The organism is Amycolatopsis mongoliensis (assembly GCF_030285665.1).
Lineage (GTDB): Bacteria > Actinomycetota > Actinomycetes > Mycobacteriales > Pseudonocardiaceae > Amycolatopsis > Amycolatopsis mongoliensis.
This window is the reverse complement of the sequence record NZ_CP127295.1, coordinates 3,463,405-3,480,125: the sequence shown is the minus strand read 5'-3', so window position 1 is coordinate 3,480,125 and position 16,721 is coordinate 3,463,405. Positions and strand designations below refer to the sequence as shown.

Sequence of the window (16,721 nt, the reverse complement as noted above, 5' to 3'; positions counted from 1 at the left end):
TTGCTCGCACCTCAGCATGAGAAGGCCCCCATCATCCCGGCATGAAGCGGGCGGTGGGGTTCTCCGCTCAGCCGACGATGTCGAGCTCGAACGGTCCGGCACAGCTGAAGTTCAGGTCGGCCCACAGCGCGCCCGGCAGCCGGTAGGCGCGGTGGCTGGTGAGCTTCATCTGGTAGTCCTTGTCGTCGGCCGGGTTGTAGCCGATGCCCTGGTGGTCGTTGCCCCACGCGAAGATCGAGGGGACCCAGATCGGGTTGACGGCGTAGCCCTCGGCATTCAGCCGCGGCCGGAAGATGACCGCGGCACCCTGGCTTCCGGACAGGAACACGCGGCGGGCCTGGTCCTTGGTCGGGTCGTCGGCGGGCGGATTGATCGTGATGCGCTCCATGAGCTCCACTCCGGTGGTCGAGGCGGCCGGGCCGCCGTTGGCTGGGGCGGGGTCGACGCCCGGCCAGTAGTCCGCGACGGCGGACACGTCGATGCCGGGCGCCACGTCAAGCAGGTACTGCGCGGCGATCGCGCCCTCGGGGATCTCCGGCCGGCCGCTGGCAGTTGCGATCCAGTACAGCGGAGGGTCGACCCGTTGCGCAACGAACGCGGCCTTGACCTTCGGCCACGTCGAGCGGTTGCAGTAGATGACCGGGTAGGCGAACCCGGAGCGCCGGCGCATCGCAGCCCAGCCAGGTGCCTGCTCCGGCGTGGCGTCGCCGGGTTCCACGTCGAGGACATGCCCGTCGTTCGTGGACGCCTTCTTGACGATGGTCACCTTGCGCGCGTTCGGGAACCGGGCCCAGTCGGCGGCCGACCACGGTTCGAGCTTGATCTTGTCGATATAGCCAGCCACCAATTGCGGGTTCGGGTTGGCCTTGGTGATGTTCGCGGCCGTGACCGCGTCGTACATCGTGCGCATCAGGGCACCTCCGGAAGGTAGAGCGGTGGCGGGTCGGCGATCGATCCGCCGAGCTGGCGGAGCTGGTCCACGACCTGCTCGTCCCATCGATGGTGAACGCGCAGCACGTCGTCGTGGCGCCGCTGTGTCGCGCGGACTTCGCGTAGCTCGGTGCGGACTTCTTTCAGGTCTTCGCCGAGGTCCTTGTTCGACTCAGCCGCGGTCTCCACGAGCGTCTTGGCGGCGTCGGCCCCGACCTTCCGGGCGTCAGCCCGGCTCTTGATCAGGTCGTAAACCGCCTTGCCGACGCCACCGCTGCCCAGCACGATCCCGACCCAGGTACCGATGTCGCTCATGCCAGAGCCACTTTCCGGGCACGCGAGATCTGCACCGCCCGCCAAGCCGCTGCTACGGACATCGCGAGCAGCAGCAGGCAGAAGGCCAGCGCCCGCACGCCGGTGGTGCCGAAGCCCCAGACCGCGTACGCCAGGCCGACTCCGGCGAGCCCGGTCAGCCCGGCCCGCTCCCACAGCACGCCGCGCACGGTCGTCGCGCGGATGATGCCGGTGAGCGCGACCGAGCATGTCACCAGCCCGACGGCAAGGAACACGTGCCCGAAGGGGACGGGGTAGCCGCGGAGCGTCGTGGTGGCTACCTTGTCGAACGCGACCAGCCCGGCCACGCAATACAGGCCGAACGCCGCGACGATCAGCGTTTCGAACGGGTTGCGGGTGCTTGTGATCATGGTCAGACCCCGATGTCTTCCACGAGGATCTCGTACGTGTGGTCTGTACCGCCACCGGCGATACCACCCTGCCCCGCATCGACTTTGGTAGTTAACGACACGGCGAACGTGCCGGACGACGGAGCAACCCAGTCACCCACGAGGGTCACGGGCAGCGTGATGAACAGGGCGGGCCCGGTGTTCGGGTACTTGCCACGAACGATCGTTCCGCCAGTCGCCGTGGCCGTGCCGCCGGCGATGACCCGGATCTTCTGCGACATGTTCGTGGCCGGGGTCCCAGATTTCTGGTAGTACTCGAAATCGGCGGTGAACTTGTACCGGCGGCCGGCCACGGCGGTGAACGTCGTCGAGATCACGATAGCCTCGCCGGTGTTCACGTTCTGGTCAACGTTGTTCGAAGCGCCGCCGACGTAGCCACGCGGACGGCTCGCGGCTCCCGCGGTGTCGTCGAGCCCGCCCACTGTGGATTCGACGGCCTGCGCGAGGTTCTTCAGGTGCAGGCTGGTGTTCGGCGGGTCGGTGACCTCGGGGAAGGCCCAGCCGTACCGAGCGGTGTTGCCCATGACTGGGCTCCTTTCCTTGTGTCAGAACGGAATAACGGTGAGGTTGCGGGAGGCGAAAGCACATGTCGGGCTGGACAGTCGAGAGTTGTACTTGGACGTGAACGTGTTCATCCCGACGTTGAGCCCGTCGGCTGCTGTGTACAGCCGGAGAAAGGTTGCTGTGACGCCTGCGCCCGCGAAGCCGGACGGGTCCGTAACAGCCGCAAGACTTGCCGAGAGGGTGTTGTCCGCAGCGATGGTTGAGGCGCCACTTACCTGCGGGCTCATCCTGCCGCCTAGCGCCGTGCCTGAGGATGCGGTGCCTGTTGCGACGATGTAGGCGGACACGAGCACCAGCGCGCGGCGAGACGATCCGATGTAGACGGTCACCGACGGGCCTACGGTGGCCAGATCGGTGAAGCTCGTGGAACCGGTGGCCTCCGATGCAGCAACTAGCGCGGACTGGATCTGGTTCGCAGCGCCCGCGCCCGGCGCGCCGACGTTGCCGAGGATGTACCACTGCGACATGCGCTTTTCAATCAGTACGGTGTCGCCCGGCTGGTAGGCCAGCCCGATGCCACCACGGATCACGCGCAAGTTCGAGACGATCGCACCGTTGACCCGTACCGAGTTCAGCCCGGAGGCTTCGTCCCACGAGACAATCTGGCCTTGATAATGCGCGAGGTCACCGCCGCCCGGCGGGGTTGCGGCGGCGGCGTTCGCGGCGGCCATGGCGACGGCGTAGGCGAGAGCGTCCATCACCCGGCCCTCCGCGTCAGGTACTGCTTGCGGGTGTCGATGCCCATCGAGTCGCCCGGCGCCAGGCCGTAGGTGACGCGGTCGATCACGTGCACCTCGGCGCCGCCCGGGTAGGTCACGGTGACCACGTCCCAGCCCTCCAGCGCCGGATTCGGCACAGACCCGAGCGACACCGCGTAGGGCAGGCCGGTGACCTTCGACAGCTTCGCCGCTGCGGCCCGCTGGCACTGGTCGACGGTCGTCATGAACGCCGAGGCGTAAACGGTGGGCACCAGCCCGAACGGGCCACCAACCCACGTCGGCGAGTTCGGGTCGTCGTCGGACACGACGGCCTGCACGGGCGGCAGCTCACCGACGGGCTCACCGCGCGCCACGACGATGTTGTAGACCGCCTCCCGGGAGATGGTGCGCTGCATCGACACCAGCACGCCGTCGCGGCCGGAGTTGATATCCCACACCGGCGACGCCTTCGTCAGGTCCGGCACGGATCTCACCTGGAACCGCCCGGCGTAGTCGAAGTAGCCGTACTTCCCGTACGCGGCAAGCAAGTCCTGCACGAACCCGAGCCGGTCCTCGTCGAGCACGTGATCGGCGCCGAGAAGCGTGGTGTAGGCGCTGAAGTCGTAGACCGTGACCAGGCCCGGCACGGCCTGTCCGACCACGTAGTCGATGACCGAGCCGACCGAGGCGCCGGAGCCGAACTGCACGGGCGCGGTGTTGCGGGCGTCGCGGACCATCGCCATCCGGTCGGATGCGGTGATCCGGATCGCGCCGTCGGGGACGCTCTGCTGCTCCACCTTGTCGATGCGGAAGTAACCGAGCCCCACCAGTTCCTGCGTGCCGGTGCCGTACTCGATGCCACGCTCGACGTAGATCTCTTGGCCGTAGGGCGTGCCCGGGTCACTCGGCTTGGACGGCCACGGGTAGACGGTCGCCAGGTCCAAGGTGGACTGAACGTCGGCCGTCATGTCGGTGGTCACGTCGCCGGAGATGATCGGAAGACGACCGAGATCGGAGACGCCGGGGACCGGGATCCCGGCCGGGGACGTGCCGGTCTGGCCGGGCGCGACCAGCGTGCACCGGGACGCCAGCGTGTGCGAGCCGCGCAGGCCGGTCAGGAAGCTGTCCGTGGTGGGCCTCATGGCACGATCACCACCGCAGTCGAGACCTTGTCCACCAGCGCCGAGTACGACGCGTTGGCCGCGATCACGTCGGCGATCGTGGCGTACGTGGCGAGCACGTCGGCGTAGGTGAAGGTGTCGGAGTACACGGTGGACGCCGGGGCGGCGACCTCGGTCACCGGCAGGTCGAAGTACCGGCGCACGCCGCGTGCGGAGGTCTTGCGCTGGGCGGTGTCGCCGATCGTGGCGTACAGCGTCGGCACGGCACAGTCCAGCTCGGGGGCCTGGATGAACACGGCGTGGCCGGTGAGTAGTGCGTTGTCGAAGTCGGCGGCGGCGGCCAGGCTCGGGGTGGTCACCGTGAGCGTGAGCCGCCTCGATCCCCGCACGTCGTTGATCGCCAGCGGGTAGGTGCGGCCGATCACGTCGATGATCGCGACGCGCGCCGGGCGGGTGATCTCGGAGATGCCGGAGACGGTGACCTTGCGGTTCAGGGACGGCCGGCGCACGTTCTTGATCCAGACGGAATCGAGTACCGGCGTGATCGCCGAGGTCTCCACCCCGACGTTGGGGCGCCGGGTCATCCGCAGCAACCGGGCCTTGGACACCGCCGCGCCGCCACCGGTCCACGTCATCGTTCCGGCCGTGACGGTGCGGACGTTCGCGGTGGCGTCGGTCCGCCAGCTCACGTGTGTCTCGCCGTTCGCCCCCGCCGAGTTGGAGCCGCCCTGCTGATCGGCAAACGATGCCGGGGGCACGGCGGCGGTGGTGGGCTGGATCTGCTTCCACGTGTCCAGCAGCCACACCACGCCGTCCTGCGCCAGCGTCGCGCCGGGGTAGGCGACGTTCTGCGCCGAGCACGAGTCACCCGCCGCGCCCCCGGAGAACGCCACCGACGGCGCCGTGACCCCCGCGCCGTACGTGCGGTAGAAGACGGCCATGTGCCCCGCCCCGCCCGCGAGCAGCGTCCATCCGGCCGGCGTGGTGATCGTGGCGGCGGTGTTCCGGTGCGTGACGGTCAGCACCAGCATCGCGCCGGTGGGGATGGACCCGGCGGGGAGCGGCGGGGTCAGGGTTGCGTTGTTGCCGGTGGTGAACGTGCCCACGCCGAAGTGCGTCACGGTGGCCGAGTCGACGGCGGTCACGCGGTAGGTGTTCGCGACGCCCGCAGTGAATTCGTAGTCGTCGAGCTTGCCCGCGCCGGCGGTCAGGCCGACCTTGTCGCCCCCGCGCACGGTGGTCCAGGTGATGCCGTCGGTGGACCGCTCGACGAGCGCGTAGTCCGCGTCGGTGTTCAGGCCGGTGAAGGCCACGCGCACGCGGCCGAGGTCATCGAGGTAGGTCGTGGTGGTGCTCATCGCATACCCCCCGCCCCGGCGCCGGCCGCGCGCGCCGTTGCCCGTCCGGTCTCGTCGAGCTCGATCCGGATGCGTTCGCTCATGCCCTTGCCCAGGTCGATGGTCAGCTCGACGACCTGCGGGCCGCCGAAGGTCTGGGCGTTGGACACCACGCGGCCGGTCTGGCCTGGGACGAACAGCTCGGGGCCCTGCTCGCCGACGATGTACGGCCGGCCGCCCTGCACGGTGCCGCCCTTGGCCAGGTACGGGATGTGCGGGATCGACGGGATACCGACGGCGCCGGTGATGTTGTTAATGCCGTCGATGGCGCCGTTCAGCAGCCGGATCGCGCCGTTGAGCGCGCTCTTCAGACCGTTGCCGATGCTGGACCACACGCCGGAGAAGAAGCTGCCAACGCCGTTCCACACGCCCTTGATGAAGCCCCACGCATCGTTGAACCGGTCGCGGACCCAGTTCATCGCGGTAGTCACACCGCTGGTGATTCCGCCCCACACACCGGAGAAGAACCCGGAGACGCTCGACCACACGCCCTTGATGAAGTTCCAGGCGTCGACGAGCCGCTGCCAGATCCATGCGGCCGCTGCGGTCACGGCGTCCTTGACGGTGTTCCACAGGCTCACGAAGAAGGCGGCGATCGGGTCCCAGTAGGTGATGATCACGGCCACAATCGCGATCAGCGCCACGATCGCCGCAATAACCAGCCCGATGGGGTTGGCGTACATTGCGGCGTTCAGCACCCAGATTGCCGCGGACCAAATGCCGATCGCGATCACCAGCGGCGTGATCCAGCTGGTGTTCTGCGCGATGAAGTTCGCGATGTTCTGCAGCACCGGCGCCAGGAAGTTGATGACCGGCACCAGGATGTTGCCGATGGTCGTCGCCAGGTTCGCGAAGGCCGAGGCCAGCGGCGGGATCGCCGGAGCGACCGCCTGAAGCAGCGCGCCGAGCACCTTCGACACCACACCGGCCACGGTGTTCAGCGCCTGGAAGAACTTCACCAGCGTGTCGTGCCCCTGCGCGGAGTCCAGGAACTCGCGCACGGTCTTCAGCAGCGGGCCGATGAACCCACCGACTCCGCCACCGGCGTCCTGGATCGCGCCGAGCACCGAGGAGATGATCCCGACCACGTCACCGACGACGGCGAAGAACGACTTGAACCCGTCGACGGCCTTGCGGATCCACTGCTCCAGCCCGCCGGAGTCGGCGAAGCTCTGCACCGCCGCGTTGAACTTCTCACCGGCCGCGCCGAGCCCGCCGGTCAGCTGCACCAGGATCGGCATCGCAACCGCGCCGATCCGCAGGAACGCGGCGGTCACCGGGGCCAAGAACGCGCCGACGTTCTGGACCACCTTGGCCGTGCCCGACAGCAGGGTGTTGACCTGCTCGGCGCCCTTCGCCGAGGCGACCACGCCCGTGACCTTCGTGGCCACGCCGCCCATCGCGGTGGCGATCTGCTGAAACCCGCTGGTGGTCTTCGGGAGCAGGCCTTGCAGGTTCTTGACGGCAGGGTTCAGGGACTTCTCGAAGCTCGCCGACACCGCCGACTTCAACGAAGTCAGCTGCGGATTCAGCTGGGAGAACGCACGTTTCGCACCGTCGGCACCGAGCTTGACAGCCAGCATCGCACCGGCGAACGCGAACCCGGCCGCGACTGCGAGCGGCAGCAGCCCGGCCGCAGCGATGATCCCATTGATGGCGACGGGCAGCAGATTCGCGATCGACGCGGCGGACGCGGCCTTGGATGCCAGATCCATCACGCCGCGCGCGGCCTTGCCGACGCCACCGGCGAAGTCGTTCAGCGCCTTGCTGCGCTTCTTCGCGTCGTCGCTCAGCGACTTCATCTCGGCCTTGGCCACCGCCGCCGCGGCGACGAGACCGGCGCTGGAGCCGTCGAACTTGATCCTGACCGTGCGCTCGCCGCTGGCCATCACGCACCGCCCTCGGAGAACTTGCGGATCACGTCATCGACCGCGGCGTGCCACTCGCGCGAAATCGTGGCGGCCTCGCGCTCCACGAGCGGGAAGAACGCGTACGCGTCCCGGCCCTGGTGCGGTCGGTACTGGCGTCCGGCCGCGCTGGCGTAGCGAGCGTAGGAGAACCACCCGGACCGGCCGTTCATGCCGAACAGCGAGCCGAACAGCATCCCGTACGCGGGTGCGCGCGTGCTACCGATCCGCCGGGTGCCGCCCACCTGGATCGCCGGGACCCGGTCACGCACGGCCTTGACCGTGGTCGAGAGGTTCGGCCCCTGCGGTCCACCGTGGAGCGACACGTCCACCACGGCTTTGATCGCGAGCTTGCGCGCCAGGGCCTGCGAGTGGTCGCGGATCGCGTTCTGCGCGTCCTTCGGCAGCACGCTGAAGGCGCGCAGAATCTCCCGCACACCGTCGATGCGCACCTTCACGACGAGCATGGTCTTCGCCATCGGGTGCACCTCCCTCGCGCCTATCCGGACATCTGGGCGGAGCCGTAGCGGCTCGGGACTTCACCTGTCCCCGAGGTTTTCCCGTTGGCCTGCTTGTTCTGCTGGTCGACCATCCAGGCCATCGTGATGATCGACCGCTCGTCCAGCGCTGCGATGGACTGCGGGGCTATCCCGGTGGCGACCGCGAGAGCGATCACCGTGCGGTTCAGGCTCCCGCGGGGGTAGGGTCCGGCGTCTGCTCGTCGGCGACCGGCAGCACGTCGAAGGTTTCTTCGAACTCGGCCAGCTTCACCGGGGTGTCCTGGGGGTGCTGGATTTTCATGACCAGGTGCGCCAGCTGGTAGATCGTGGCCATCGACACCTCGTCCTCCAGCTCGGAGAACTTCGTGCCGGTCGCGCGCTCGAACGCGAGAATGTGCCGCGGTTTCGCGACCACCTCAGCGTCGAACCCGTTGTCACCGGTGATGTGCAAGGTCAGCATGACGTGTCTCCTAGTAGGACAGAACGGAGCGCTTGATGTCGGCCGGGGTGCCGGTGTAGTTCACGAACGCCCGGCTGGCGTTGGTGTCGCCGGCGGGGAACCCGAACGTGCCCGGCGAGATCGGGCCGACCACGCGCGTGACGCCGGCCGCGAGCGACACCGTCAGGTCGTCGACGGCGAGCCCGTCGAACGTGGCCTGCGAGACGACGGTGACCGATGCGGGCGAAGCACCGGTGTTGGACAGCAACAGGAAAACCGACGCGCCGGTGTCGATGATGTCGCCGTCGACGTTCGGGGAGCCCGCGGTCGGGATCGTCCCGGCGCGAGTAATCTGCTGCGTGGTAACGGACTGGCGTGCCATGTCGTCGATCTCCCTTACGGCCGCGTGAACTCGGGGTCACCGACACACATGAACGTGATCTCGGTCATCTCCTGGTCGCCCCGGTCGCCGCCGACAGGCGCCGGCTGGATCAGCACCTGCCCGGTCCACCGCACGTGCTCGAGCGCGATGTCCGGGTGGTGGTCGAGCTGGAAGTCCACGACCACGCCGCGGTTGTTCCACAGGAAGTCCTCGAACCCGCCGGCCACCCACTTGCTGTAGGTCTTCACCTGTAGCGTCGGCTCCGCGTCGGTCTCGGCGACCGCGACGCCGTCCGGGCAGTAGCTGTACAGCCGGTCGCCGTCCTGCACGCCGGGGTCCAGCGTCCAGCTCGACAGCTGGCACTCGACCGACACCGTGCCGATCGTGAGGTTCAGCAGCTTGAGCCGCCGAGCGGTAAGCGCACCCATGGTCTTCCTCCTCCTACAAACCCACGTCGACCGTCAGGGCGTACGTGGGAAGATCGGCCCCGCCCTGCCTCAGCAGGCCCGGGGATGCCGAGACGACCGCGAACAGCGGGTTCGCCTCGATCGCGTCTCGCACCGGCTCGACGAGCTCGTAGAGCCGTGCGGTGGCGTACTGGTCGAATGGGACGACCAGGTGCACAACGAACGTGGCTTCGGTCGGGCCGCAGCCTCGGCCGAAGCTGTCCCACGCGACAGTCGGCGGCGTGATCACCGCGCCGATGCCCTGAACCGTGGCGCCAGGGTCCTGGTAGACACGCAGCTTGTTCATGGCGGCGAGCGCGGTCTCCAGCGCGGCGACGGCGTCCTGCATGCTGGTGCTCATCCGACGATCGCCCTTGCGTGGCGACCGATGCGCAGCAGCCGGTCGATGTCAGCGTCGAACGACGGCACTCGCGCCGAGCCCAGCTCGGCCATGTCCACCAGCGCCTCCGGCGACCGGCGGCGGGTGAACCACCGCACGGCCAGCCGGATCGTGCCGAGCATCAGATCGGCCGTCGGGACCTTCGCCCCCGGCATCGGGAACTGCCCGTAGTCCACATCGGACCGGACGCGTTCGACGAAGGCCACCGCGGCGTCGAGGTTCGCCTGCAGCAGGTCGTCGTCCCGGTCGTCCGGGACGTTCATGTCCTCCTTCAGGTCCGCGAGCTGCGGCGGCCACGCCACGGTCACGTCTGCTCGCCTCCCTCGGCGTGCTCGTCGTCCTGGTGCGCGTCGGCAGGCTGGTCCTCGATCACCCAACCGCGGTCGGTGAGCACCCAGCCGCCGGCTCGGCGGGCGTAGTCCGTGGTGGTGTCGCTGCCCTCGACCGCGGCGGCCTCGGCCGCCGCTGTCTCCTCGGCGCGCTCGGCTGCAGACGCGGCGGCCGCATCCTTCTCGGCCGTCTGCTCGGGCGTGGGCCGGTCAGCACCGGCCACACGTGACTTCGGCGTGGCCATCAGGCGCCCACCGTGTGACGGATGGCGTGCAGGCCGGTCGGGCGCAGCAGGCGCACCGCGACGTACCCGAACAGCGCCAGGTCGATGTTCGCCGGGCCGCCGCGCTCCTCGAAGCGGAACGTCAGAAGCGGCGACTCCCACGCCCACACGTCGTTGCGGTTGAAGATCAGCACGTCGGCGTCGCCCGCCGCGTTGCCGCTCATCGACCAGGTGGGCAGGTTCGGGAGGCCGTCGACGAACCACCCCTGCGTGACGGCGTTGCCGATGCCGGCGGAGTTCTGCGCGCCGATGCTCGGCAGCAGCGGCCGGCCGTTGCCGTCGAGCGCGGTGGCGTAGCCGGTGGTGCCTTCCTGCGAGAGGTGGGCCACGGTCGGCGCGGCGAAGCGGTGGAACGGGAACTGCGCGAGGACCGCGCGCTCGGCGGCGAGCAGCTTCTCACCGCCGTACGTGCCGGCCGCGGCCGACCCGCCGGTGGACGTGTAGACCCAGGCGCCGGACGGGACCTGCCCGGTGGTGATGGTGCCGCCCTGGCCGTTCGCGCCGTTGAGCTCGGCGTACAGCTTCGCCTCGGCGTTCTGCGAGTACGCCTCGGACATCGCCTGCGTGGCGATCGCGTCGATCGCCGGGTTCGAGCTGTCGGCGATCTCCCGGGTGATGGTGAACAGGCCCGACACGGCGTTCGGGGTGACGGTCTTGGTGCCGATGGTCAGCGTGCCCGAGGTCGGGTTCGTGCCCTCGGTGTGGTTGCCCGCCATGCCCGTGCTCGAGGTGTAGGCCGGGATGGTGAACGGCGTCGCGTCCGAGAGGGTGCCGCGAGAGACCGAGCCCCACAGCGGTCGGCCCTGCAGCAGCTGCGTGACGTAGAGGTCCGGCCGGTACCCCGGTGGGATCACGGCCGCGGCGTTGGCGGTGGTCGCGCCGGCGAACGCGGCCGAGGTCGCCTGGTGCGATGCGCGGCGCTGCGCGTCGGCCAGCTGCAGGGAGAACTTCTCCAGTCGGGACCGGGCGTCCACGTCGCCCTCGGTGCGGGACTTCCACGCATCCTTGATCATCGACGGACCGTGACCGTCCATCTGGTACACGAGCGGCTCGCTGGTGACCGTGGCGGCCTGGCCCGCGGGGATGACTTCCCGGCCCTGCGGGGCGGGGAGCTTGGCGAACGCCTCGGCGACGGCCGAGCCGATCGCCTCGGACAGGCCGGCGGTGAACGCGGCGAAGTCGGGGGCCGCGCCCGCTGCCGACGGGGCGGTGGGCTCGGCGGTGGGTGCGGTCATGGTGGGTTCCTTCTTCTCTCGGGTGGCGGCGACGGACGCGACGCGCGCGCCGTCGAAGGCAGGCATGGCGGTCAGGGCGACCGCGCGCAGCGTGGCGCTGTAGACCAGGCACACGGTTTCGTCGGTGGGGTCGGGCTCCCAGCCGTCGCCCTGTTCGAAGTCGACTTCGATGGAGAAGCCGTCGTAGACGTGGTCTTCGGCCAGGGCGAGCATGGAGTCGCCGTCGGGGCCGCGGCCGATGCGGAACGCGGCGGCCAGACCGGCGTCGGTGCTCGCGAGGGTCGAGGCGTAGCCGAAGGACTGGTAGCGGTCGTGGTCGCGGTTGAGCTTCACGCGGGTGGCGTCGCCGCCCCAGTGCAGCGAGCCCTTGGCGAACTTCCACTTGCGGCCGCCCGAGCGCGCGACTGCGCCCCAGGGCACCGCCGTGCCGGAGACGGTGCGCTTCGCGCTGTCCACTTTGAACTCGGCGGCGGCGGGGTCGGCGGCGAAGCCGAGCGTCAGGGTGCCGGGGTTGTCGTCGGCGAAGCGGACCGTGGGGAAGGGCAGTGCAGCGGACACGGGCGTCTCCTGGGCTTTGGTGCCCGGCGTCGGCGGAGTCGGGGGAAGTGCCGACGCCGGGGGCTTGGGGACGGTCGCGGTGGGGATGTTCTCCAGCCGGGCGATCCGTTCGTCGTTGTAGACGCCGACCTCACGGCCGGCCTTGTACGCCTGCATCCGGGTCAAGGTGTCGGACTTGAGGAAGTGGGCGTACTCGTAGCGGGCCAGGTAGCCGCGCGGCAACACGTCGTTCATGGACATGCGGTCCTCGATCGCCGCGGCGTAGGCGCGCAGCGTGAAGTCGATGAGGTCGAGGCGCCGCTGCTCGGCGTTGGCGTAGGTGCGCGAGGTGGTGGACACGCCGAGGTCTTCCGGGTCCAGCCCGGTCAGCCGGGAGATCTCCAGCACCGCGTAGTCACGCGACGATGCGAGCTGCAGTTGCTCGGGCGACCACTGCAGGGTGTTCGCCTTGAGTGCCGCCCCGACGTACCCCCAGGCGCGTTCCTGGTTGGCCTTGGCCCACTCGTTAAGGATTTCCTGCACCTCGTCCGGGGTGGGGTCGGTCATCCCGTCGGCGGGCGAGAAGTAGCCCAGCGGCAACGGGTCCGACGCCGACCGCGACGCGGCGGCGTCGAGCATCAACGCGATCCGGATCGCACGGGCGCCGGCGACCAGCAGCGGGTCGCTCGGCGCGTCGATGCGGATCAGTTCGGCGTCCGGGACGTACTCCCACGCCGAGCCCTGCGGCCGGCCGGTCGTCGAGGAGACGTAGACCTTGGAGTCCTCCTGGACGTTGACCGTGCGCGCGTCAAGCTTGCGGATCTTGGTCGGGTAGCCGTGCCAGCCGAACTCGAGCACCCGCCACCAGGCCACGCCCTCGAACAGCAGGTCTTCGATGGTGCGGGTCATCGTGACCGACCGCGCCACGTCGGGTTCGGGTTGCAGCAGCAGCGTGTACGTGTCCTCGACCACCGCGCGCGTCGGTGCGTGGGTCTGCAGGGGCAGCGCGCCGAGGGTGCCGCAGATCAGGTCACGGGCCCGCTTGACCGCGGGCACGGACATGGCCATGCGGCGGGAGACGCGGGTGGAGAGCAGCCCGTCCGACAGCGGGCCGCCGGCGGCCATCTCCGGCGGGATGTCGAGCTGGAAGTTCAGCGGCCGAGCCCAGCGGGGAGTCTCCGCAGGGTCGGCCTGCGCGCGGACGCGTTCGGGTGCGGGCGCAGGGCCCGCGCCCCACGTGAAGATGTCCCGCAGCAGTCCCACGTCGATCAAGATACGGCCGGTATCCGAATACCGTCATCATTCGAGTGTTGGTGTGGACTACTCACTACGGGGGCGCGCCACCACCACGAGCGGCCGAGCCGCCGGTGGCGGAAGGGTGCGCGCCAGGTGCACGGCGCCGGCCGCGGCGTAAGCCGCATCGCAGTGCCCGGCGCCCTTGCGGGTGAAGCGCCAGGCGTCGCCCTGGCGGGCTCGCTCCGCGCTCGTCACGTGCGCGGTCAGCAGCTCGTCGTCCGAGTGGGCGATCTCGTGCCCGGTGATCATCTCGGCGAAGCCCATGCAGATCGCTGCGCCGTCCTTGCGCAGCTCGTCGACCTCGACGCCCCGGGGCGGCCAGGCTGCCCGCGGGCCCTGCTTGCGGTCGGCGAGATCGGCGGCGATCGCGGCGGCCGGGCCGTTGGGAAACCACCCGAGCTTGCGCGGCTTCATCTTCGCCACCAGGGGTGGCAGCTCGCGGCGCAGCTGCTGCGTGGCGTTCGGCCCTTCCCAGCGGCGCACGACCTCGATGCGTACCCGCCCGTCCGGCAGCAGCGCAGCCGCGACGAGCGTCGCGTGCTTGCCGTCCAGCGACACGTCGACCGCGGCCGCGACCCGGTCGCGCACGCCATCGAGGGTGCCCGGGTCCGCGCAGTCGGCCCATGCGCCGGCGTCCACGGCCGGGTCCAGCATCGGCACCTTGACGCAGAGAATCTCGGTGAGGAACCCCGCCAGCTCCTCGCCGCCGGCCTTCTCGGCACGCAAGGCGTCACCGAGGAGCGAGTCAACCTCAGTACGGCGCCCCAGGTTCGGGTTCGCCATCGCCAGCGCGCGCACGTCGGTCGGCTTGGACCCAAGCGGCGCGCTCCACTCCAGCAGGCCGAGCCGCCGGTCCCCCTCGCCAGACTCGATGAACTGCATCGCCGAGGCGCGCAGCGAGTCCAGCACCACCGACCGGTGATCACCCTGGTTGCTGATCGCCCACACCTGCGCGTCCGGCACGGCGTTCGTGGCCGGCACGGCGGCGTTCCAGGCCGTCCAGTCGTGGTGCTCGCGCAGCTCGTCCAGGATCAGCCGGTCGATCGTGAGGGACCGACCGCCCTTGCGGTTCGACGCGGCGATCTTGTACCGCGTCTTGTAGATCGTGCGCAGCGTCTGCTCGCCGTTCGCGCGGCGGACGCCGTTCACCGGGATGTCCTCGGCGAGCGCGTCGGAGCCCTCAGCCAGCTCGACTGCCTTCTCCCAGGACTCCCGCGCATAGTCGAGGTTCGTGCTGGTGCCGAGCACCAGACGACGCTCCTCGATGAACAGCCAGAACAGCACCAAGATGACCAGCAACTCGGTCTTTCCCTGCTGGCGGGCGACCAGGATCAGCAGCACGCGGAACCGCGGACGGCCGTCCGGCAGCAGCTCACCGGCGTGGATCGCCGCCCATCGCTGCCACGGGTCCAGCGGCCGCTCGAGGGTGTCCCGGGCGAACTCCTCGACCTCGAACCCGTACGACGTGGCCGGCGTCAGTGCGCACCCGCACCCGCATGGACCGGGCGGGCCCTCGATGAGCGGCCGAGTCCAGATCCGCGGCAGCGTCGAGCCCAGCACCGCGCCGGCCTCCGGCACCTCGGCCGCGCTCATCAGCCAGTTCCGTCCGTCTGCCGGGCCACGCGACGCGCCTTCAGCTCATCCTTGGCCAGCTGCGCCGCCGAGCGGGCCGTCGGCGCGGCCTGCGGCACGATGGACTTCCGAGCCGCAGGCGTCGCGCCCAGCTCGGTCAGCACCGCCAGCAGCTTGCCCGCCAGCTCGGCCAACGTCCGCCCGGACTCCTCAGCGTCGACCGCCGCCCCGAGCCGCAAGGCAAGCACGATCGCGGCCTGGTCCTCCCCGTCCAAGTCAAGCTCGGCCAGCGCGACCCGGACAGCGCCCAGCACGTCCCCCGGGTCGGCCAGCGCGCCCAAGCCGGTCACCGCGGGCCCCCGCAGAGCCCGGGGAGAGAGAAGATGACAGGGACGTGGATCAACCGGCCAGGGAGGTCCGGGAAAAACCGCAGGTCAGAGGCACTATCCATTGCGCACTCGTATTTCTGCAGGTCAGAGGCTTGTCGTCGCATGGTCTGTCACCACCTGGTCATCGGTCGAGGGGCGGGGTCGGCCATGCGCGCGGCCTCGCGCGCGGCCGCGCCGGCGGCTCGGTTGCACGTGCGGTGTTCGGGCCCGGAGTACTCGCGCTTGTTGGTGCCGTCCTTGTGGCCGAGGTCCCAGAGTTCGCCGGGTGCGATGAGGTAGCCGCAGCGTGCACATGGAACGGTGCCCAGAGCCACGGCGGGGGCGAGCTGTGCGCGTAGCTGCTGGTGCTGGGCGCCGTAGCCCTTGCGGGTGGTGTCGCCCGGACGCTGGTGGTCAGCCATCGCCGCCGAGTCCGATGTAGACGCGTGCGCCGATGGCGTCGCAGTAGCGGCGGATGGTCGACATGCGTGGGTCGTGGCGCCCGTTGTCGATGGCGCACACGGCCTCGCGGGTGAGGCCGGCGCGGAGCGCGGCCTCGGTCTGCGTGAGGCCGGCCTGCTCGCGCAGCATCCGCAGGTGCCGGCCGACACCGGTCGTGTCGTTCGCCATGTACGTATTCTAACTCTCTAACTCGGTTAGAAGGTTAGTTCCACGTTCGGGTGTCTCGCGCGGCAGCGCTATTCGGCTCCAGCTAGGACGGCACGATGACGATGCCGAGATCCGGGCGGCTGCCGACAGGATCGGGGCCGCCTGCGCCGACCTGGTGGTCGCGATGCTGAAGGCCTTGCCGCAGGTGGTCACGCCGTCGCCGGGACCGCCTAAGACGGCGTTGCGGCCGGGGATCGACCGGCGTGGGCCGCAGCGCCGTCTCGGCTGGTCAGCTCCAGGGGCCGCTGAGCTGCTGGGCATGAGTTCGCACTCAGTCCGCCGGCGGGTGCGCAGCGGCCAGCTCGGCGGGTTCATCAGCGGCAGGTCTTACCTGATCCCTGAAGACGAGATTCAGGCGTATCTCGCCCGCGGCGCTACGCGCCGGCAGTCTCGAACTGGATGAGGCCGGGCTACTCGTTGATCTAGCGGCCCGGCCTCACCTGTTCCTCCTCGACGGCGAGTCCTCGCCTAGGAGCCGGACGACTCGCGCGGGTGCTGCGGATCCAGGACGAAGCGAGGGGCGTCCTGTGGACACTGTTCCATGGATCGAGCACGACCCCGCGGAAACACTTCGGGCGCGGCACACGACTGATGAGCATGGTCAACATCACGTACGGCGGTATCGAGTACCGACTCCACGACGCCCAGAATCCCGAGCAAGCCCGGGATTTCATCACAGAGCAGCTGCTGAAGGGCCCGTTCTGGTTGTCCGCTGAGATCGTCGGCGAGCCCAACGGCAGGAACGAGGTTGAACTGCTCGTCTCTCCGGGAGTGGCTCTCACGGTCAAACTCTTCTGATCATCACCCGATCCCGGACAGGTAGGGGCGCCAGGGCAGCTCGAGCTCGCCCATGCGGCCGAAGCGGTTCTTCGCGAGGCCGAGGCCGAGTTCACCGGGCGGGAGA

23 protein-coding genes are annotated in these 16,721 nt (G+C 69.6%); 2 read left to right on the top strand and 21 right to left on the bottom strand.

The genetic code is table 11. The annotated features are described in order from the left end of the window. Nucleotides 1–67 precede the first annotated feature (67 nt). The 21 genes from QRX60_RS17070 to QRX60_RS16970 form a co-directional block, all read right to left on the bottom strand. Nucleotides 68–910: a hypothetical protein gene (locus tag QRX60_RS17070; RefSeq protein ID WP_286001759.1), complete on the bottom strand. Its 843-nt coding sequence runs from the start codon at nucleotides 908–910 to the stop codon at nucleotides 68–70. After that, nucleotides 910–1,245: a hypothetical protein gene (locus QRX60_RS17065; protein WP_286001758.1), complete on the bottom strand. Its 336-nt coding sequence runs from the start codon at nucleotides 1,243–1,245 to the stop codon at nucleotides 910–912. Before QRX60_RS17065 ends, QRX60_RS17070 begins: the two co-directional genes overlap by 1 nt. Next, a complete protein-coding gene (locus QRX60_RS17060) occupies nucleotides 1,242–1,634 on the bottom strand; it encodes a hypothetical protein (protein WP_286001757.1) in 393 nt (130 codons plus the stop codon). Before QRX60_RS17060 ends, QRX60_RS17065 begins: the two co-directional genes overlap by 4 nt. A gap of 2 nt (nucleotides 1,635–1,636) precedes the next feature. Further along, entirely contained in the window at nucleotides 1,637–2,197 is a 561-nt protein-coding gene (locus tag QRX60_RS17055) for a hypothetical protein (RefSeq protein ID WP_286001756.1), read from the bottom strand. Nucleotides 2,198–2,218: 21 nt separating this feature from the next. Next, the gene (locus QRX60_RS17050; protein ID WP_286001755.1) at nucleotides 2,219–2,938 is read right to left on the bottom strand and encodes a hypothetical protein; all 720 of its coding nucleotides are present in this window, start codon (nucleotides 2,936–2,938) and stop codon (nucleotides 2,219–2,221) included. Then, on the bottom strand, nucleotides 2,935–4,077 hold the full coding sequence (locus tag QRX60_RS17045) for a DUF5047 domain-containing protein (protein ID WP_286001754.1): 1,143 nt from the start codon (nucleotides 4,075–4,077) through the stop codon (nucleotides 2,935–2,937). Before QRX60_RS17045 ends, QRX60_RS17050 begins: the two co-directional genes overlap by 4 nt. Then, nucleotides 4,074–5,414, bottom strand: a complete 1,341-nt coding sequence (locus QRX60_RS17040; RefSeq protein ID WP_286001753.1) for a hypothetical protein — start codon at nucleotides 5,412–5,414, stop codon at nucleotides 4,074–4,076. The genes QRX60_RS17045 and QRX60_RS17040 overlap by 4 nt, the downstream gene beginning before the upstream one ends. Beyond that, nucleotides 5,411–7,342 (bottom strand): phage tail tape measure protein, encoded by a 1,932-nt coding sequence (locus QRX60_RS17035; protein ID WP_286001752.1) that lies wholly within the window; start codon nucleotides 7,340–7,342, stop codon nucleotides 5,411–5,413. The genes QRX60_RS17040 and QRX60_RS17035 overlap by 4 nt, the downstream gene beginning before the upstream one ends. After that, nucleotides 7,342–7,839, bottom strand: coding sequence for a hypothetical protein (locus QRX60_RS17030; protein WP_286001751.1), 498 nt, complete (start codon nucleotides 7,837–7,839; stop codon nucleotides 7,342–7,344). Before QRX60_RS17030 ends, QRX60_RS17035 begins: the two co-directional genes overlap by 1 nt. Before the next feature lie 20 nt (nucleotides 7,840–7,859). Then, nucleotides 7,860–8,036, bottom strand: coding sequence for a hypothetical protein (locus QRX60_RS17025; RefSeq protein WP_286001750.1), 177 nt, complete (start codon nucleotides 8,034–8,036; stop codon nucleotides 7,860–7,862). 8 nt (nucleotides 8,037–8,044) lie between these two features. After that, entirely contained in the window at nucleotides 8,045–8,320 is a 276-nt protein-coding gene (locus QRX60_RS17020) for a hypothetical protein (RefSeq protein WP_286001749.1), read from the bottom strand. Nucleotides 8,321–8,330: 10 nt separating this feature from the next. Beyond that, nucleotides 8,331–8,681 (bottom strand): hypothetical protein, encoded by a 351-nt coding sequence (locus QRX60_RS17015; protein ID WP_286001748.1) that lies wholly within the window; start codon nucleotides 8,679–8,681, stop codon nucleotides 8,331–8,333. Nucleotides 8,682–8,695: 14 nt separating this feature from the next. Next, a complete protein-coding gene (locus tag QRX60_RS17010; RefSeq protein WP_286001747.1) occupies nucleotides 8,696–9,109 on the bottom strand; it encodes a hypothetical protein in 414 nt (137 codons plus the stop codon). A gap of 13 nt (nucleotides 9,110–9,122) precedes the next feature. Then, on the bottom strand, nucleotides 9,123–9,488 hold the full coding sequence (locus tag QRX60_RS17005) for a hypothetical protein (RefSeq protein ID WP_286001746.1): 366 nt from the start codon (nucleotides 9,486–9,488) through the stop codon (nucleotides 9,123–9,125). Next, nucleotides 9,485–9,835: a phage head-tail connector protein gene (locus QRX60_RS17000; protein WP_286001745.1), complete on the bottom strand. Its 351-nt coding sequence runs from the start codon at nucleotides 9,833–9,835 to the stop codon at nucleotides 9,485–9,487. Before QRX60_RS17000 ends, QRX60_RS17005 begins: the two co-directional genes overlap by 4 nt. Next, nucleotides 9,832–10,101: a hypothetical protein gene (locus QRX60_RS16995; protein ID WP_286001744.1), complete on the bottom strand. Its 270-nt coding sequence runs from the start codon at nucleotides 10,099–10,101 to the stop codon at nucleotides 9,832–9,834. The genes QRX60_RS17000 and QRX60_RS16995 overlap by 4 nt, the downstream gene beginning before the upstream one ends. Next, nucleotides 10,101–13,175, bottom strand: coding sequence for a phage major capsid protein (locus QRX60_RS16990; protein WP_286001743.1), 3,075 nt, complete (start codon nucleotides 13,173–13,175; stop codon nucleotides 10,101–10,103). Before QRX60_RS16990 ends, QRX60_RS16995 begins: the two co-directional genes overlap by 1 nt. 57 nt (nucleotides 13,176–13,232) lie before the next feature. Further along, nucleotides 13,233–14,801 (bottom strand): terminase, encoded by a 1,569-nt coding sequence (locus QRX60_RS16985; protein WP_286001742.1) that lies wholly within the window; start codon nucleotides 14,799–14,801, stop codon nucleotides 13,233–13,235. Beyond that, complete coding sequence (locus tag QRX60_RS16980) at nucleotides 14,801–15,130, bottom strand: hypothetical protein (protein ID WP_286001741.1); 330 nt, start codon at nucleotides 15,128–15,130, stop codon at nucleotides 14,801–14,803. Before QRX60_RS16980 ends, QRX60_RS16985 begins: the two co-directional genes overlap by 1 nt. Nucleotides 15,131–15,279: 149 nt before the next feature. Continuing rightward, complete coding sequence (locus QRX60_RS16975) at nucleotides 15,280–15,570, bottom strand: hypothetical protein (RefSeq protein WP_286001740.1); 291 nt, start codon at nucleotides 15,568–15,570, stop codon at nucleotides 15,280–15,282. Then, nucleotides 15,563–15,778, bottom strand: a complete 216-nt coding sequence (locus tag QRX60_RS16970) for a helix-turn-helix transcriptional regulator (protein ID WP_286001739.1) — start codon at nucleotides 15,776–15,778, stop codon at nucleotides 15,563–15,565. The genes QRX60_RS16975 and QRX60_RS16970 overlap by 8 nt, the downstream gene beginning before the upstream one ends. 163 nt (nucleotides 15,779–15,941) lie before the next feature. Between QRX60_RS16970 and QRX60_RS51595 the strand changes: the two genes are divergently transcribed. Further along, a complete protein-coding gene (locus QRX60_RS51595) occupies nucleotides 15,942–16,220 on the top strand; it encodes a helix-turn-helix domain-containing protein (RefSeq protein WP_408630235.1) in 279 nt (92 codons plus the stop codon). An 89-nt stretch (nucleotides 16,221–16,309) separates the two neighbouring features. After that, complete coding sequence (locus QRX60_RS16965) at nucleotides 16,310–16,615, top strand: hypothetical protein (RefSeq protein ID WP_286001738.1); 306 nt, start codon at nucleotides 16,310–16,312, stop codon at nucleotides 16,613–16,615. Nucleotides 16,616–16,721: the final 106 nt, after the last annotated feature.

Excerpts from the sequence above, each read along its gene's own strand:
- QRX60_RS17020 (WP_286001749.1), bottom strand. The coding sequence starts at position 8,320 with ATGCTGACCTTGCACATCACCGGTGACAACGGGTTCGACGCTGAGGTG.
- QRX60_RS16970 (WP_286001739.1), bottom strand. The coding sequence starts at position 15,778 with ATGGCGAACGACACGACCGGTGTCGGCCGGCACCTGCGGATGCTGCGC.
- QRX60_RS17015 (WP_286001748.1), bottom strand. The coding sequence starts at position 8,681 with ATGGCACGCCAGTCCGTTACCACGCAGCAGATTACTCGCGCCGGGACG.
- QRX60_RS51595 (WP_408630235.1), top strand. The coding sequence starts at position 15,942 with ATGCTGAAGGCCTTGCCGCAGGTGGTCACGCCGTCGCCGGGACCGCCT.
- QRX60_RS17005 (WP_286001746.1), bottom strand. The coding sequence starts at position 9,488 with ATGAGCACCAGCATGCAGGACGCCGTCGCCGCGCTGGAGACCGCGCTC.
- QRX60_RS16985 (WP_286001742.1), bottom strand. The coding sequence starts at position 14,801 with ATGAGCGCGGCCGAGGTGCCGGAGGCCGGCGCGGTGCTGGGCTCGACG.
- QRX60_RS17035 (WP_286001752.1), bottom strand. The coding sequence starts at position 7,342 with ATGGCCAGCGGCGAGCGCACGGTCAGGATCAAGTTCGACGGCTCCAGC.
- QRX60_RS17045 (WP_286001754.1), bottom strand. The coding sequence starts at position 4,077 with ATGAGGCCCACCACGGACAGCTTCCTGACCGGCCTGCGCGGCTCGCAC.
- QRX60_RS16995 (WP_286001744.1), bottom strand. The coding sequence starts at position 10,101 with ATGGCCACGCCGAAGTCACGTGTGGCCGGTGCTGACCGGCCCACGCCC.
- QRX60_RS17070 (WP_286001759.1), bottom strand. The coding sequence starts at position 910 with ATGCGCACGATGTACGACGCGGTCACGGCCGCGAACATCACCAAGGCC.
- QRX60_RS16975 (WP_286001740.1), bottom strand. The coding sequence starts at position 15,570 with ATGGCTGACCACCAGCGTCCGGGCGACACCACCCGCAAGGGCTACGGC.
- QRX60_RS17060 (WP_286001757.1), bottom strand. The coding sequence starts at position 1,634 with ATGATCACAAGCACCCGCAACCCGTTCGAAACGCTGATCGTCGCGGCG.
- QRX60_RS17065 (WP_286001758.1), bottom strand. The coding sequence starts at position 1,245 with ATGAGCGACATCGGTACCTGGGTCGGGATCGTGCTGGGCAGCGGTGGC.
- QRX60_RS17030 (WP_286001751.1), bottom strand. The coding sequence starts at position 7,839 with ATGGCGAAGACCATGCTCGTCGTGAAGGTGCGCATCGACGGTGTGCGG.
- QRX60_RS17010 (WP_286001747.1), bottom strand. The coding sequence starts at position 9,109 with ATGGGTGCGCTTACCGCTCGGCGGCTCAAGCTGCTGAACCTCACGATC.
- QRX60_RS17040 (WP_286001753.1), bottom strand. The coding sequence starts at position 5,414 with ATGAGCACCACCACGACCTACCTCGATGACCTCGGCCGCGTGCGCGTG.
- QRX60_RS17055 (WP_286001756.1), bottom strand. The coding sequence starts at position 2,197 with ATGGGCAACACCGCTCGGTACGGCTGGGCCTTCCCCGAGGTCACCGAC.